Source organism: Frankia sp. Allo2 (assembly GCF_000733325.1).
GTDB classification, from domain to species: Bacteria; Actinomycetota; Actinomycetes; order Frankiales; family Frankiaceae; genus Frankia; species Frankia casuarinae.
In genome coordinates, this window is the sequence record NZ_JPHT01000007.1 from 1 (window position 1) to 14,083 (window position 14,083).

A 14,083-nucleotide genomic window follows, 5' to 3' on the forward strand; every position below is an offset into this window, starting at 1 on the left:
CCCCCTCGCGCCCGGTTCGGGGTCTTCTCGTATACGGCGGGGACGGTAGTGCTCTACCGGTGGTGGGGATGCTTGGGGCTGGCTGGCAACGGCGGGGATGGTGATCTCGCCGGTGACTCGGTTGGGCTGGTTGCGGGGGTGGTGTGCTGGCGGGGATGTGGGGTGTGGGGAAGGCATGCGGGGGTGGTGGGATGCTGGGTGTCCAGGGCATGGGGATGGCATGGGGATGGCCTGGGGGTCGGCGGTGGGCTGTGCGGCGGTGAGCCTGCGCCAGATTTCCGCCGCTAGTGCTTCTGTGACGGTGCGTTGATGGCGGCGCAGGAAGCTGCCCCCGGTGATGTCGTACGGCTCCGCAGCGTCTGCGCGCCGGTCGGTGACGCTGCGTTTCTCTTTCCCGTCGAGGTCCAGGAGGAGGCGGAGCGCGCGTGCTTCGCTCCCGCCGATGGCGGCAACGCTGGCTTTGATGATCGCGTGGGCGGTGAAAGCCCTGCGGAGAAGCGCGTCGGGTTCCTCGGGCTCAACTCGCGGCGGAACGATCATGTCTGTTAGCTGTCGGCGTACATCAGGGGTGATCATGTAGGTGGGCAACCGGATACCGTTGCGGTAGCAGAGGGTTAGGACTGTGGTCAGTTCTGTCACGTCGGGGGGCATGGCGATCCTTTCTTGTCTCGTGTTGGCGCGTCCGCGTGGTGTCCGGGTTCCGTCCGCGTGCCGTCCGGCCACTGACTATGCACGGTGCGTGTCTGTGCTCCGTCTGCGTTCCGTCCGGGTTGGGGACATGTAGAGCGGACTGCGTCCGTGGCTGGTCTGGGTCTGGTCTGTGAAAGAGCCGCGGACAAGCCGCGTCTTGTCCTAGGACGTGGGATTCCTGGTCCGCAGGATGGGGTGTGTGAGGCGGTCGGCTTCACGGTCTTCGTTCCTGGAGGGTTTTCCCATGCCCCGTTACTATGTGCGGACCAGCTTCGGGTTCGGCTGGTGGGTAGCTTTCTTTTGGTGCCTGTACCTGAGCCTTTTTCTGTTTTCTGAGGCGTCGGCCGCGATCCCGTTCATCCTCGTCGCCGTGATCGTCATTGCCGTGATCCGGCTGGTCGGAAAGGCGATGTGGTGATGCGGCGGCGTGTCGAGCTGGCCTCCGAAGAGATATCCCGGCGTCATCAGGCGCTGTTCGTGCTGGCGCTGGTGGCGTGGTGCGCGGGGATGTGCGCGCTGTCGTTGGCGGCGACGGTGGTCGTGGAGGTGCTGCACCGTCCGGGGCCTGGTCCGGTGTCGGTGACCGTCGCGGCCGGTGATGCCGGTGATGCCGGTGATGCCTGGTGAGCGTGGAGAGTCTGCCGGATTTGGACATGCTGTGGATGGGGCTGTGCTCCACGATCCGTCACGGCGCCACGGCCGCACGGTTGGGGGCATATACCCCCGTGGTGGTGGATGTGCTGGAGCCGGGGGTGACGCCGTGGGCGGCGCGGATGCTCGCGGCTGAGGATCTGATCCGGAACGCGGCGGCGGGGCTGGATAGTCCGGAGGATCGGGCGGTGCGGCTGCTGCTCGGGCTCTCCCCCGGAACGGCGGGTTTGCGCGTCAGTACGCGGCGGGNGCGGGCGGCGGNTGCGCTGCGGNTCGCACCGGCGAGCCTGCGGGGTGACCGTGAACATGCGTTGATGTGGGATCTCGCGGTGCAGGTATGCAAACTGCTCCTCCAGCGTTAGCACGAGGGGCACGGGCGGGGTACAAGGCTTTCCTGTACCCCGCTTTTCCGTGTGCCGGGTGCGCTGGTTGTGCGTGCGGACTGCGTGAAAAGCGGGTGGCCGGCTGGCGCACTTTTCACGCACAACCTAGAAGATTTCGGCGCACTACCCCGGGAGACCATGAGATCAGGCCGCTGACGGGCGGCACCAGAAGATACCAATGATCAGGGGTGACGCGATGCGGGTGATTCCCGTGGACGTGACGGCGTTTTCCGTGGTAACCGCAATGGGTCCGGCTGCGCCGGTGATAGACCGAGAGTCCGGCAGCCAGCGAGGGAACGCGGATGGGCTGCCGTTGTGGACCGTGCCGGTTGCAGTCGCGATGGCGGACGGCACAGCGGAAGTGATCACGGTCCGGATCGCGGGGGAGGCGCCGACGGTACAGCCGGGGACGCCGGTACGGCTGACGGGCCTGGTGGGCCGCTCCTGGCAGATGCAGGGCCGTCACGGCATCTCGTACTCAGCGGCCTCGATCACCGGGGTGTCAAGCAAGAGCTAGGGCTACCCGGTTCGGGGGTGGCGGTGCCCTGACCGTGTGCCGCCATCCCGGCCGGTCCTGCTCGTGCGCGCAAAGGAGTAGGTGTGTCGGTGCTACGGATCCGGCCCGGCCGGATGCGGAAAGATCAGTTTCGGCTGTCGTTGCGGCCGTCGGTGCCGGAACTGCTGGTCCGGTACGGCCTGCGGCATATCTGGGGATGGCGCCGTGAGGTGCTGGCGCTGCTCGTGCTGCTGATGGTGCCGCAATCGATCATCGGCCGGTTCGGTTCCTTCTGGGGACGGGGGCTGCTCCTCGGCCTGGTGCTGGTCGTGCTGGTCGTGCCGGTGCTGCGCCGGGCGGTGGTCGGCTGGCTGCTGGGTGGGCGGCTGCGGCGACGCTGGGCGGCCGCTTGCCATGCCTGCCGGGTGGAAACACCGTCTGCTGGGGGCGGTGGGCGTGTTCCCCGGATACGGCGGGCGCGGCGGGGCGCGGCGGGCTGGCATCTGCGGCTGGTCCTGTCACCAGGCCTGAGCGTGGACGATCTCCAACAGGCGGCGGGGAAGCTGACGGCCACGCTGAAGCTGCGGGAGGTGCGGATCTCTCCGGATCTGGACCGGGCGGACCGGGTCGGCCTGGTGTTGGTGCGCCGTGAGGTGCTGGGCCGGGCAGTCCGCGCGGATCTGCTGCCCGCCGGTGCGGCCGGTGAGCTGGACGCCCTACCGATCGGGGTGCGGGAGGACCGCCGGGCCTGGCTGCTGCCGCTGCGCGGGTCGCATGTGCTCATCGCCGGGGCCACCGGGGCCGGTAAAGGCTCGGTCATCTGGTCGATCATCCGGGCGCTTGCCCCGTCGATCCGCGGGGGCGTCGCGGAGGTCTGGGCGTGTGACCCGAAGGGCGGCATGGAACTCGCCTTCGGGGAACCTTTGTTCGCGCGTTTCGCCGTAACCGCGGCGACGATCGCGGATCTCCTCGAAGATGCCGTGACGGTCATGGAGCGGCGCACGGGCCGGCTACGCGGGGTGGCCCGGTCCCACACACCCACCCCGGACGATCCCCTGATCGTGATCATCATCGATGAGGTCGCGAGCCTGACGGCCTACGTATCCGATGCGGAAGTCAAGAAGCGGATCGCGGTTGCGCTGCAACTGTTGCTCTCCCAGGGCCGGGCACCGGGGGTCGTCGTCGTCGGTGCGCTGCAAGACCCCGGCAAGGATGTGTTGCCGTTCCGGGACCTGTTCCCCGTCCGGGTCGCGCTCCGGCTCACAGAACCAGTACAGATCAACATGGTGTTGGGAGAAGGTGCCCGGGATCGAGGCGCGCTTTGCGACCGCGTTCCCCGGGGCCTGCCCGGAGTCGGCTACGTCCTGGTGGACGAAGACCCGACCCCCGTCCGGGTCCGCGCCGGATGGCTCACCGACGACGACATCCGGACCATGGCCGCGCAGCACGCTCCGGTCCATCCCACCACCCCGATGGAACCGGCGGAAGGGTGGCGACCACAACTGCCCTCGATGCCCTCGATGCCGTCCATGCCCCCTTGCGACCCCCGCGCAGCCTCCCCACCCTGCACCACCCCCACCGGTCCCCGGGACGTGGACGACCCGACGATTCCGCTGCGCGCATGGCGGCGACCCCCGCCACCCCCGGCGCTGCCCCCGGCTCCCCCGCCGGTCACCGCGGACGACGGCTCACCAGCCGCTGAACAAGCATGGGCGCGCTGGGAAGAGCAGTTTCGGCGGTCCGACTGACCATCTCACGCCGATGACCGCGGCGCGTTCCCCCTCCATCTGATTCCCGCATGTGGGTGGTGTGGCTCTGCCACACCCGAAAGGAGTCACGGAAAGTGGCGGAGTCCGTACAGGTTGCGGTAGCCGGTGGCTGTGTTTCTCCGATTCGCCTGAAGGGCCACACCGATCATGTGGATGTCACGTCCGGGGAGGTGCGGCGGGCGTTCTCGGCGGCGGGTCTGCCCGGCGGGGNGGTGCATGTGCGGTGCAACAACCGGCGGGAGTCGGTCTGCCCGGCGTGTTCGGCGACGTACAAGCGGGATGCCCGGCGGATCGTGCTGTCCGGGCTGGCCGGTGGCACGAGCGTTCCCGACACGGTCAGCGGTCATCCGGCGCTGTTCGTGACGTTGACCGCGCCGAGTTTCGGGCCGGTGCACTCCCGCCGGTCCCGGGGGAAGCGGGGTGAGGCGCGGGCGTGCCGGCCTCGGCGGAGCGAATGCCCGCATGGACGGCCGGCGGGCTGCCACGCCCGGCACGGGGACGGGGATCCCACGCTCGGACAGCCGCTGTGCCCGGACTGCTTCGACTATCCGGGCGCGGTCATCTGGAACTCGCTCGCGCCGGTGCTGTGGAAGGCCACCCGGGACGCGACCGAATCCGCCGTAGCGGCGGCGGCCGGTCTGACGGTGGCCGGTCTGCGCCGTCAGGTACGGATCACCTTCGTGAAAGCCGTGGAAATGCAGGCCCGGGGCCTGGTCCACCTGCACGCCGTCGTCCGGGTCGACGGGCGCGGCGAGGACCCGGATGACCTCGTGGCCCCGCCCGGGTGGGCGACCACCCGTCTGGTTGCCGACTGTCTGCGGGCTGTCGTGGCAGAGGTATCGGTGACAGCGCCCGACCCGCACGATCCGGCCGGAACGCTGGCGGTGCGCTGGGGGGTGCAGGTCGATATTCGGCCGGTCGCGTTGGATGGACCCACCACCTCGGGGAAGATCGCTAACTATCTGGCGAAATACCTGACGAAGTCCGTCACGGCCGGGGGGCTGCTGGACCGGCCGGTGCGTAGCCTCGCCCATCTCGCCCGGCTCCCCCTGCACGCGCATGCGCGGCGGATGGTGGAAACCTGCTGGCAGCTTGGCACCGATGAAACGTTCGCGGCGGCNCTCGACGAGGCGGCCGGACGGCTTCCGGGCCGGTTGCCGGGGTTGCTGCGTTGGTCCCACGCGTTTGGCTGGGGTGGACACTGGATCACGAAAAGCAGGAAGTACAGCACGACGTTCGGCGCGTTGCGCGGCGCGCGGCGGGTCTACGCACGGCTGATCGGCGGGGCGCTGTCCGGTCGGGGGNTGGTGGNTGCGTTCGGCCGTCCGGACGGGGACCCGAACACGGTGGCCGTCGGGGTATGGCGGTATGCCGGGCGGGGCCTGCTCACCGATGGTGATATCGGTCCGGCCGGTGCGGGACCCCCTGTGTCACCTGCTGGGAGGTCAGCCCCTGGGCGGGGTGAGCCGTGAGCATCGACACGATGCTGCCGTTTGACGACTGGGACCCCGGCGGCGGCCGGCGCGAACCGGCCGGGCCGGTGGCCGTGCCGGAAGAGATGAGCACCGAAGGTGCCGATCCGCCTGTCACCCCGACCATCGGGCCAACCGCCGGGAAGGCCGTCACGCCGCGACCGGTGGGGGTGGGCGGGCGGGCCGCCGGACAGCCGTCCGCCACCCCGGGGCATAACGGACAGCGTTCGAATGGTTTTGTTCCGCCGTGTAAGGGGGTGCGGCGGGGGATACCGTCTCCAGACGAGTGGGGACGGGTCCAAGCGGCTCACGCGCCGCGCTGGTCGGCCCGGCAACGCGCGCACGCGGCTGCCCCGGTGTGCTCATCCGTGGCCGGACGATCGGCGTGCCGGTGTGCTCGCCACCGTGCCCGCGAGGGTCATCGACGGCCGGGTCGAGCACACGGTCAGCCCCGACAACCGCCGGGGCTGGCGCGGCCGGGATGTCGGGCTGGGCCTCGTCGTCGCCGTGTCCGCCCGTGGCCTTCATCAGCGTCACGAGCGCGAAGGCGACGACCGGCCACACCGCCATCGCCGGACGCCACGCTCCCGGATGGCCGGCGAGCCTGCCGCCGTCGCTGCGGACCAGGGCGGCGGTCAGGTTGCAGGCGGCGGAGAAGCCGAACGCGGCGATCGTGACGAGAACTGGCCAGAACAGACCGCCGCCGGTCCGGCGGCGGTGGCGGACCTCGAGGACGGCGGCGACGGCCATGGCCTCGCCGGTGCCGGTGATGACGACCGCAGCCCACAGCGGCTGGCCGGCCCACTCGGCGACGCGGCGACCGTGTGGACGCCGGCAACGGCGAACGCGCCGGCGCCGAGGAGGAACGGCAGCGCCCGGCGAGCAGTGCGCTCAAGCCAGCCCGGCCGGTGAAACGTGATCACTGGGATTCCTCCTTGCGGTCGAGCGCGGCGACCCGCAGGTCGAGGTCCGCCAGCACGGCGCGCCCTTCGCTGATCGCGGCAGCCGTCTGTCTGGACAGGTCCGGGTCGTCGGCGACGAGTCGCCGGGCAGCGGTCCGGACGAGGAAGGCGACCTCGGCGGCGACGTTCGTCCGGGCGACGGCCAGCGATGCCCGCTCGTCCGCCAGGCCGCTGGCCGGCTCGCGGGTGCTCACTTCCGCCACCCCGCTCCGTGCCTGCGCCGGCCACAGCCACGGCGGTTCATCGGGCATCGCCCGTGAGGTTGTCGGCCTCGGCGCGCAGGCGGTGCCACGAGCCGATCAGGGCTGATCGGTGTTGCCGCAGGTCGTCGAGGTCGGCGTCGGGCGGTGTGTCGCCGCCGTGGATCACCTGCTCGGTGGCGGTGATCGCGGCGTCGTAGTTGTCGGCGAGGGCGCGCAGCTGCGCGGCCAGGACTCGGCGGTCGAGGTCGGCCGGTTCCCGGTGCGGCCCGGGCAGCTTGGCGCTCATCGGGCCGTCTCGCTGGCGGTCCACTGGGCGGTCGCGCCGAGCGCCCTCAGCTGGGCGGTGGTGTGCCGCTCGGCGCTGTCGACCCGGGTCCAGATACCGGCGCCTTCATGTCGCCACGTCCAGCGGGCGCCACCGATGACGACCTCGGAGATAGTGCCCTCCGGGTCGTCGTCGCCCGGCTTGCCGTGGTCGTAGCTGCGGGTGCAGCCGCACCAGCGGCAGCCGCCCACCTCGTCGACGTCGCTGTGCTCAGCGCCCAGATGGCCGCACGGCGCGCCGTCGATGCCAAGGCAGACCACCGAGTCGACGCCTGCCAGGGCAGCCGGGGCGAACGCGACCAGCGATCCGCAGGCCCCCGCCTCACGCCACCCGTCGCCGCGGTGCTCGGCGACCAAGGCGCCACACTCGCAGCGCTCCACCACGATCGGCGGGCTGGGCGTCTTGTCCGTCACGGGCCCTCCTGCGCCGACATGTCCTGGGCTGGCGTCTCCCACGGTAGAGGGAACTGTATAGACAGTCAATACCGTCACTCTGGTAGTGACTGTCAAGACCGTCTCCCAGTACGGTCTGGCCATGGCGCCCGAGGAGCGGATCTACCGGAGGATCGAGGCGGACCTGCGCCGTCAGATCGCGGACGGCACCTTGCCGCCAGGCGCGAAGCTCCCGCCTGAGAAGGCGCTCGCCGAGCAGTGGGGGACGTCGCGGCCGACCGTGCGCCAAGCGCTCGCTCCGCTCGAAGTCGAGGGGCTCATCGACCGGCGGCCACCCTTCGGGACGTTCGTCCGGCGCCGCCCAGCCCTCGACACCCAGCACGTCATTCGAGACCGCGCTGTCTACCGTGACGAACGCGGCTACTACTTCGACCCCGCCGCGGTCGACTGGGTCGCGCTCGTCCCGCCGTCGCTGTCGCGCGGCCCGGCCCCCGCCGACATCGCGCGGATACTCCGCCTACCCGACGCGAACGCCGAAGTCGTCATCCGCGACCGGCGGATGGGGCCACCAGGGGGTGAAGTCCTCCAGATCGCCACGTCCTACATCCCCGCCGACCTGGCACACGGGACCGTCCTCGAAGCGATCAACAGCGGGCCAGGCGGGATCTTCGACCGCATGGAGCAGGACATGGGACTCCACCTGTCCTGGGAGGATCTCTACGGCGCGCGGATGCCGACCGGCGACGAAGCCGCGATCCTCGGGATTCCCGCTGGCGTACCCGTCTTTCGGATCATCTGCGTCACGCGCGATGAGTCCGGCCGCATCGTCGAGGTCAACGACCGGCGGATGTCCGCGGAATGGTTCATGGTCGCTCGCCCTCTGGCGAGGGCCGCCGAGGCGTAGGCCGTCNGGCCGGCCGGCGACCNCCCGCCGGCCGAGACGGGACCGCCGGTCATGAGGCGACCGGCCCGAAAACCGACCACTCTGCGTGGTCACCATTCGATGCCGCGCAGGTGCTCCCTTCGGTGCGCGCTTCGTCGCCGCGCTCTTCGGGGATACTCCCGCCGGACCGCTGCCGGTTGCTGTCTGTGACGTCGATTCGCCACACCCAGGGGCCCGCCATGCTGGATTTCTCGGATCGGACTCCGGCCTTGCGCTTCGCGCGCTTGAGCTGATCGGTGCTGAACCCGTCGGCTCGGCCGGCCTTCTCGATGTCCCTCGGCGACGCCTCGCCACCGTGCCCGGTCAGGTAGTCGCGTAGCCAGTCGGCGGCTTCCGCGCGGTCGGCTTCGGCGTCGGGGTCGGGTGCACTGGAGGAGCTGAGCACGTCGGCGACGGTCCGGTCGGTGCGTCCGGTGAAGTGGAGCCGGCCGACGTGAGACGTGCCGCGCCCGGTTTCGACGACCGCGCTCGCGATGCCGTAGGTGAGCGAGGGGAGATCGTCCCTGCCGAGCGAGTTCTTCACCTGCGTCATGACACGACCGCCGGCAGCCGAGGCGTCCTCCGAGTCGTCCCGGGCGAAGCCGAACACGGCCCGGGGAACGTCCTTGAAGGCCCCGGAGCCGGTGATGAGCTGGGCTACATCGGTGCCGCTCGACTTGTTGAAGTGGGCGATTCCCAGGATGACGGCGCCCGTGCGGTCCGCGATCCCGGCCAGCGGGTCCAGCGCGCGGCGAACCTCCCGGGTTCGGTGGCTGTCGAGTGTGGCGTCGAGCGCCGACATCAGCGGGTCGATCACGACGAGCGCGGCACCGAGATCGGTGATCGTCTCTTCGAGTAGGTCGTTGTCGACCGGCAGGGAGAGCGCGACCTCGGCGTCGTCGTCCTGGACCACGTCGAACCGGGCGACCTTGGAGCGGTCGGCACCGGCCGCGATCAGACGCGGGACGAGGGTGTGTTTCCAGGAGTCCTCGACGGCGGCATAGAGCGCCGGCCGTGGCGTGCCGTAGAACGAGCCCGGGAGCAGGCCACGGCTGACCTGAGCGGTGATCCACAACCCGAACGAGGACTTCCCGGTGCCCTCTCGGCCCGCGGCGAGCGACAGAGCACCCGCCGGGATCCGCCCCTCGCCCTCGTCCGTCCAGGCCCACACGACCGGCTCAGGGTCGATCGTGTCTGCCCACGTCACGCGGGCGCGCCGGCCCGAACGAGCAGGGCGGCCCCGCGAGGCGAGCACCTTGACGACGTCGCCGGCGACCTGGTCGACGTCAGCGCCCTTCCCGATCCGCTCGGCGGCGAGCGCGAGCGCCTCGGCCGTCCGGCGCCGGTCGCCTGCAGCCGCCACCTTGGCGACGTAGTACGGCACCATCGCCAGGTTGGGGACCACGGCGACCATGTCCGTCAGATCGGTGCTCTGAAGACCGTGATGGGGCGTGGCCCGATCCGCTGCCGCGCGGCGTCCGACCTCCGCCCACACGGCGCTCGGGTCGGGTGGGACGTCGGCCGCCCAGAGCTCGACGATCACCCGGTAGATCACCCGGTGGGATGGCAACCGGAAGTCCGCGCCTTGGTCGAGCCGGGCGATCGCGTCGACCATCGTCGTGGGGTCGGCGTACATCAGCGCGCCGAGCACGACCCGCTCGGCGTGAACGATTTCGTCCTCGTCGGCGGTGCTCACCGGCTGGCCGTGCCGTCGGTGCCGCGCGGCCGGCGCCTGCGCCAGCGGGTGGCAGGCGCGCTGGAGACCACGTCGAGGCCGATCTCCCACAGCGCTCGGTCCTCGACCTCCCAGGTAGACCAGCCGGCCGTCGAGGGCCTGGCCGAGGTCACGCGGCGGTCGGCTCGATACCGAGCAGCTCCAGCAAGGGCCGAACGGGGACCAGCCAGCGATCGCCGTTGTGGATGACGCGGGTCGGCCAGGTACCGGCGCGGACCATGGCCCTGGCCTTGGTCAGCCCCATGTCGAGGATCGACGCCGCCGTCTCGACGTCCACGATGACCGGCAGCGCACGCAACTGCTCAGCGCTCCACTGCCCCTGCGCGCCCGGATCTCGGCCACACTCAGCCGACCCCGCTGCCCCATCTCTCCCGCCCCGGCATCCTGTGCTCCCACGCGCAGCCTCCCCGGTCAAATTGGATCAAATTATGAGCATCTGTGAGTACAGACCCAGAACTACCCGTACGATCGCCACATGTCAACTAGGACCGGGCGCGATCGCCTACTGTGCCTGTATGCACAACCCCGACTGGTCGGAGAGGCAGGCCCGAGTGATCGGCGCTGAGATCCGGCGCCAACGGACCCGCCTTGGACTGAGCGCGCAGCAGGTGGCCGACCGCTGCTCGGAACTGGGACTCCAGATCAGCAGATCGCTGATCGCGAACACGGAAAACGAGCGACGGCCGGGCGTGACCGTCGCCGAGCTGGTCGTTCTCGCCGCGGTGCTCGGGGTCCCGCCCCTGCAACTGCTGTATCCGCTCGGCCACGTCGAGACCGTCGAGGCTATGCCCGGCCGAGTGGTCCCTACCTGGGACGCGGCGCGGTGGTTCGCTGGCGATGCGTCGCCGGATGGCCTACCGCCGTGGGCTCAGGTCAGCACGCAGGAGATCTTTCGTAGGCACGCAGCCGAGATCAACTACACCATCGCCGCGCGAGGTGAGGCTGAGCGCGTCGCTGAGAGGGTGGCGAGCGCGAGAGCCCGCATGGTGCCCGGCGGCGTGTCGGACGGTGAATATCACGCTGCGAGAATGGCTGCCAGCCGCGCACTCGAAAGCGCGACCAGCGAACGTTTCATTGCGGAGAAGACTGCTCGCCGGGCGGCTCAGTACCTGAAGCGGCTTCGGGACGCCATCCGGGCGACCGGCCTGACCCCGCCGCCGCTGCCGCCCAGCCTCGCCGATGTCGACAGCCTCGATCCAGGCATGCCTGAGAACGTGGGTGGGGGTCCAGCACCGAGCGGCTCCGACTGGCTGCGTGTACTCCTCTCCGAGCCGGAGGAAGGCGAGTGAAGCCGACGGTCAAGCATCTGTGTGGGTGCCGCGACCCCGAGACCCGGACGGCATATCCGTACGGGCAGTGCCCGAAGCTGTCACAGCGGGGCCATGGGTTCTGGGAATGGCGCGTCTACGTGCCCAAAGAACTGCAGACCCTCGTCGGCAAAAAGGAGCTGAAAGGCAGGGAGCCGTCGAAGACGGCGGCGGAGAAGGCTGCCGACGAGGCGATCGGGACGGTCCGCGCCGGGCAGCGCCACGCCGGCGGCCTCACCGTCAGGACCTACCTGGCCGAGCAGTGGCTGCCATCGAAACGAAAGCTGCGGCCGTCCACCCGGGCGCGCTACGAGCAGTTCATCCGGCTCTACCTCGTCCCGTACCTCGGCGACCTGCCGCTCGCCGGACTCCAGTCCCATCACATCGACACGATGTTCCGCCGGATCGAGGAGACCAACCCGACCCGGCGTAACCCCGTCGGGCCGGCGACGCTCGGCGACATCCGCGACATGCTGCGGGCGACGCTCGGCGACATCCGCGACATGCTGCGGGCGGCGCTGAACCACGCGCTACGCCAGCGGATGATCCCCTTCAACCCCGCCGTGACTGTCGAACTGCCCGAGCACGCGGCACCCGAGGTTGAGCCCTGGGAGGCGGAAGACGTCGGCGTCTTCCTCGACGAGGCGGCCGGCGAGCGGCTCTTCGCGCTCTACGAGCTCGCCGCACTGCATGGGCTGCGCCGCGGCGAGCTGTGCGGGCTGACCTGGCCCGACCTCGACGTGCTCACCGGGGTCCTACGGATTCGCCAGCAGATCACCCGGTCGGGCAAGGAGACGCACGTCGGGCCACCGAAGACGTCAGGCAGCAAGAACAAGGTCGATGTCGACGCGGGCACAGTCGACAGCCTGCTCGCCTGGCAGGTCGCCCAGGAGCAGGAGCGCGCCGATGTTGGCCTGGCGTGGAACAACGGCACGCTGCCGAACGAACACGGCGTCCCGACGCAGCTCCGCGACCTGATCTTCACGCGGCCAGACGGGCGCCACCTGGACCCGGAATACGTGACCCGGCACATGCACGTCATCGCGAAGCGGGCCGGCCTGCTGGGCACAGTGAAGGTCGCCGCGGCCGTCGGTGCGACCGAGGTAGCGATCGGGAACCTCTACCGGAAGGCCGCCGGCGACTGGAACGTCTACGTCGGCCGGGAGGACGCCGGCCACACGGTGCGGGTCGTGGGCGCGCACCGGGTAGGCGGCCGGTATCTCCTCACACTCGCCGAGCCGCTGTCGGTCGTCCTCGATGCGGGGACCGAGCTTGGCCGAGGGCTGCTCCCCCGCCGTCGTCTCCACGATCTGCGCCACGGAAGCGCCAGCATCCAGCTGGCCGCAGGCCTCGATATCACGATCATCTCGAAGAGGCTTCGTCACTCTTCGCCAGCGATCACGGGGAAGATCTACGCGCACATGCTTCGGTCGACGGGCCAAGCCGCGGCCGAGGCGGTCGCCGCGGCGATCCCTCGCCGTAGGCGCGTCGCCCAGCCATCGCCCAGCGAGCCTCCGGCCGGACCCCGCGTGGTGCGGCCGGCTGGCGTCGATGCTGGTCAGGGCACGAAAAAGGCCCGGCCAAAGGCCGGGCCTCTCGTGGAGGTGGCGGGAATCGAACCCGCGTCCTCCGGCCCCGACACAGGGCTTCTCCGGGCGCATCCTGCTACTTGTTTCTCAGCCTCGTCGGACACGCAGGCAAGCCGACATAGGCTCAGTCGCTGTTTGATGTCCCGACCGACCCCGCGACCAGGTCAGCCGGTGATCCTCCTAGCGACGTCAGATTCTGGGCCGGAGGCTCTCCCAGACTGACGACTACCTAGTCCCTCTTAAGCGGCGAGCGCGTAAGTGGGGGTAGTGGGCTGCGTCTTGTTGGCAGCTGTTGTTCTGAACGGATCGTTAACGAGATAACCGCTCATCCTCGGCCCGCTTCCCCTGCCTCGACGTCCGGAGTCGAAGCCGGTCACCCCCAAGTTCTGATCAGTTACGACGTTTCAGTGTACCGCAGACGCAGACGCAGACGCAGACGCAGACGCAGACGCCGGCACCAGCCAACAGACGCTCCTGCCAACCCGACCCATCGCGCGCGTCACTGCGTCCAACGCTCGGACGCCGGCTCCATGTTCCCACGTCGGGCACCCCGCGTACCAACGGGTTTCCGATGTGGCGGCTGTGGCGGGCGTGGCGGCCGCGCGTCACAGCGGCCCGGCCCCGTGGGCATGCCGTCGCGGGCAACGTCGTTGTACGGAGTTGTTGTATGGATAACGGCTACCAGACGACCAGCGCCTCGGGAGATCACCGTGGAGATCAAGGAACTGGGACATCTCGTCCTCTACGTCCGGGACATCGAGCGTTCCAGCGCCTTCTACCGGGACGTACTCGGCTGGCGGCAGATCTTTCCCGACCCGGCGGGCGCGGACGGCAACCCACTGCGGGCCCCGGCCGCCGCGTTCTCCTCCGGACGCACCCACCACGAGCTGCTCCTCATCGAGGTCGGCGAGGACGCGGCGGCCATACCCCAGGGCCGGCGGGTGGGATTGTACCACTTCGGGCTGAAGGTTGGCGACAGCGACGACGAGCTGCGCGCGGTGCTCGCCCGTCTGCACGACGCGGATGTGACCGTCGTCGGCGCGTCGGATCACACGGTCACCCACAGCTTGTACATCCTCGACCCGGATGGCAACGAGATCGAGCTCTACATCGACGTTCCCGGGGTCGACTGGCGGAGCACTCCCGCGCTCGCCGCGGCTCCGGTCCGTCCGTTGCGGCTCTGATCA

16 protein-coding genes, 1 other RNA gene and 2 pseudogenes are annotated in these 14,083 nt (G+C 70.0%); 9 read left to right on the forward strand and 10 right to left on the reverse strand.

Translation table 11 applies throughout. The features are described 5' to 3' along the window. A pseudogene (locus ALLO2_RS26970) lies at positions 1-651 on the reverse strand (hypothetical protein); the annotation flags it as partial. Between the two features lie 298 nt (positions 652-949). Here ALLO2_RS26970 and ALLO2_RS26225 point away from each other — a divergent pair. The 5 genes from ALLO2_RS26225 (at position 950) to ALLO2_RS07255 (ending at position 5,461) form a co-directional block, all read left to right on the forward strand. After that, complete coding sequence (locus tag ALLO2_RS26225; RefSeq protein WP_232234956.1) at positions 950-1,108, forward strand: hypothetical protein; 159 nt, start codon at positions 950-952, stop codon at positions 1,106-1,108. Beyond that, positions 1,108-1,317 (forward strand): hypothetical protein, encoded by a 210-nt coding sequence (locus ALLO2_RS07235; RefSeq protein WP_023839944.1) that lies wholly within the window; start codon positions 1,108-1,110, stop codon positions 1,315-1,317. The genes ALLO2_RS26225 and ALLO2_RS07235 overlap by 1 nt, the downstream gene beginning before the upstream one ends. A gap of 618 nt (positions 1,318-1,935) precedes the next feature. Beyond that, positions 1,936-2,241 (forward strand): hypothetical protein, encoded by a 306-nt coding sequence (locus tag ALLO2_RS26975; RefSeq protein WP_232234957.1) that lies wholly within the window; start codon positions 1,936-1,938, stop codon positions 2,239-2,241. Positions 2,242-2,324: 83 nt separating this feature from the next. Further along, a complete protein-coding gene (locus ALLO2_RS07250; RefSeq protein ID WP_023839941.1) occupies positions 2,325-3,968 on the forward strand; it encodes an FtsK/SpoIIIE domain-containing protein in 1,644 nt (547 codons plus the stop codon). Between the two features lie 95 nt (positions 3,969-4,063). Next, positions 4,064-5,461, forward strand: coding sequence for a replication initiator (locus ALLO2_RS07255; RefSeq protein ID WP_035730797.1), 1,398 nt, complete (start codon positions 4,064-4,066; stop codon positions 5,459-5,461). 150 nt (positions 5,462-5,611) lie between these two features. On the opposite strand, the gene ALLO2_RS25445 is transcribed toward ALLO2_RS07255, so the two are convergent. From ALLO2_RS25445 to ALLO2_RS07275, 4 genes are all read right to left on the reverse strand, one after another. Next, a complete protein-coding gene (locus ALLO2_RS25445; protein ID WP_023839939.1) occupies positions 5,612-6,211 on the reverse strand; it encodes a hypothetical protein in 600 nt (199 codons plus the stop codon). Positions 6,212-6,380: 169 nt separating this feature from the next. Next, a complete protein-coding gene (locus ALLO2_RS07265; protein ID WP_134351164.1) occupies positions 6,381-6,617 on the reverse strand; it encodes a hypothetical protein in 237 nt (78 codons plus the stop codon). Between the two features lie 46 nt (positions 6,618-6,663). Further along, positions 6,664-6,912: a hypothetical protein gene (locus ALLO2_RS07270; RefSeq protein WP_023839937.1), complete on the reverse strand. Its 249-nt coding sequence runs from the start codon at positions 6,910-6,912 to the stop codon at positions 6,664-6,666. Then, positions 6,909-7,364 carry a hypothetical protein gene (locus tag ALLO2_RS07275; RefSeq protein WP_023839936.1) on the reverse strand — a complete coding sequence of 152 codons (456 nt, stop codon included), beginning with the start codon at positions 7,362-7,364 and terminating at the stop codon, positions 6,909-6,911. Before ALLO2_RS07275 ends, ALLO2_RS07270 begins: the two co-directional genes overlap by 4 nt. Positions 7,365-7,449: 85 nt before the next feature. On the opposite strand from ALLO2_RS07275, the gene ALLO2_RS07280 reads away from it, so the two are divergent. Then, a complete protein-coding gene (locus ALLO2_RS07280) occupies positions 7,450-8,247 on the forward strand; it encodes a GntR family transcriptional regulator (protein ID WP_023839935.1) in 798 nt (265 codons plus the stop codon). Between the two features lie 49 nt (positions 8,248-8,296). Here the strand turns inward: ALLO2_RS07280 and ALLO2_RS07285 are convergent, their stop codons facing one another. Genes ALLO2_RS07285 through ALLO2_RS07290 form a run of 3 tightly spaced genes read right to left on the reverse strand, consistent with a single transcriptional unit; the run spans position 8,297 to position 10,298 of the window. Continuing rightward, positions 8,297-9,961 (reverse strand): AAA family ATPase, encoded by a 1,665-nt coding sequence (locus ALLO2_RS07285; protein WP_023839934.1) that lies wholly within the window; start codon positions 9,959-9,961, stop codon positions 8,297-8,299. After that, the gene (locus ALLO2_RS25450) at positions 9,958-10,113 is read right to left on the reverse strand and encodes a hypothetical protein (RefSeq protein ID WP_157493295.1); all 156 of its coding nucleotides are present in this window, start codon (positions 10,111-10,113) and stop codon (positions 9,958-9,960) included. The genes ALLO2_RS07285 and ALLO2_RS25450 overlap by 4 nt, the downstream gene beginning before the upstream one ends. Further along, the gene (locus ALLO2_RS07290; RefSeq protein WP_023839933.1) at positions 10,110-10,298 is read right to left on the reverse strand and encodes a hypothetical protein; all 189 of its coding nucleotides are present in this window, start codon (positions 10,296-10,298) and stop codon (positions 10,110-10,112) included. The genes ALLO2_RS25450 and ALLO2_RS07290 overlap by 4 nt, the downstream gene beginning before the upstream one ends. Before the next feature lie 217 nt (positions 10,299-10,515). Between ALLO2_RS07290 and ALLO2_RS07295 the strand changes: the two genes are divergently transcribed. Beyond that, positions 10,516-11,289: a helix-turn-helix domain-containing protein gene (locus ALLO2_RS07295; protein ID WP_035730706.1), complete on the forward strand. Its 774-nt coding sequence runs from the start codon at positions 10,516-10,518 to the stop codon at positions 11,287-11,289. Between the two features lie 119 nt (positions 11,290-11,408). Next, positions 11,409-11,633, forward strand: a pseudogene (locus ALLO2_RS26980) (site-specific integrase); the annotation flags it as partial. A gap of 492 nt (positions 11,634-12,125) precedes the next feature. Here the strand turns inward: ALLO2_RS26980 and ALLO2_RS26985 are convergent. After that, positions 12,126-12,626, reverse strand: coding sequence for a hypothetical protein (locus ALLO2_RS26985; protein ID WP_070982750.1), 501 nt, complete (start codon positions 12,624-12,626; stop codon positions 12,126-12,128). A 277-nt stretch (positions 12,627-12,903) separates the two neighbouring features. After that, positions 12,904-13,277, reverse strand: a transfer-messenger RNA (tmRNA) gene (gene ssrA, locus ALLO2_RS24080). A 329-nt stretch (positions 13,278-13,606) separates the two neighbouring features. On the opposite strand from ssrA, the gene ALLO2_RS07305 reads away from it, so the two are divergent. Next, entirely contained in the window at positions 13,607-14,080 is a 474-nt protein-coding gene (locus ALLO2_RS07305) for a VOC family protein (RefSeq protein ID WP_023839931.1), read from the forward strand. Positions 14,081-14,083: the final 3 nt, after the last annotated feature.

Bases quoted from the DNA above. Each gene is read 5' to 3' on its own strand.
- ALLO2_RS07235 (WP_023839944.1), top strand. From the start codon at position 1,108: ATGCGGCGGCGTGTCGAGCTGGCCTCCGAAGAGATATCCCGGCGTCAT.
- ALLO2_RS25445 (WP_023839939.1), bottom strand. From the start codon at position 6,211: ATGGCCGTCGCCGCCGTCCTCGAGGTCCGCCACCGCCGCCGGACCGGC.
- ALLO2_RS07270 (WP_023839937.1), bottom strand. From the start codon at position 6,912: ATGAGCGCCAAGCTGCCCGGGCCGCACCGGGAACCGGCCGACCTCGAC.
- ALLO2_RS07295 (WP_035730706.1), top strand. From the start codon at position 10,516: ATGCACAACCCCGACTGGTCGGAGAGGCAGGCCCGAGTGATCGGCGCT.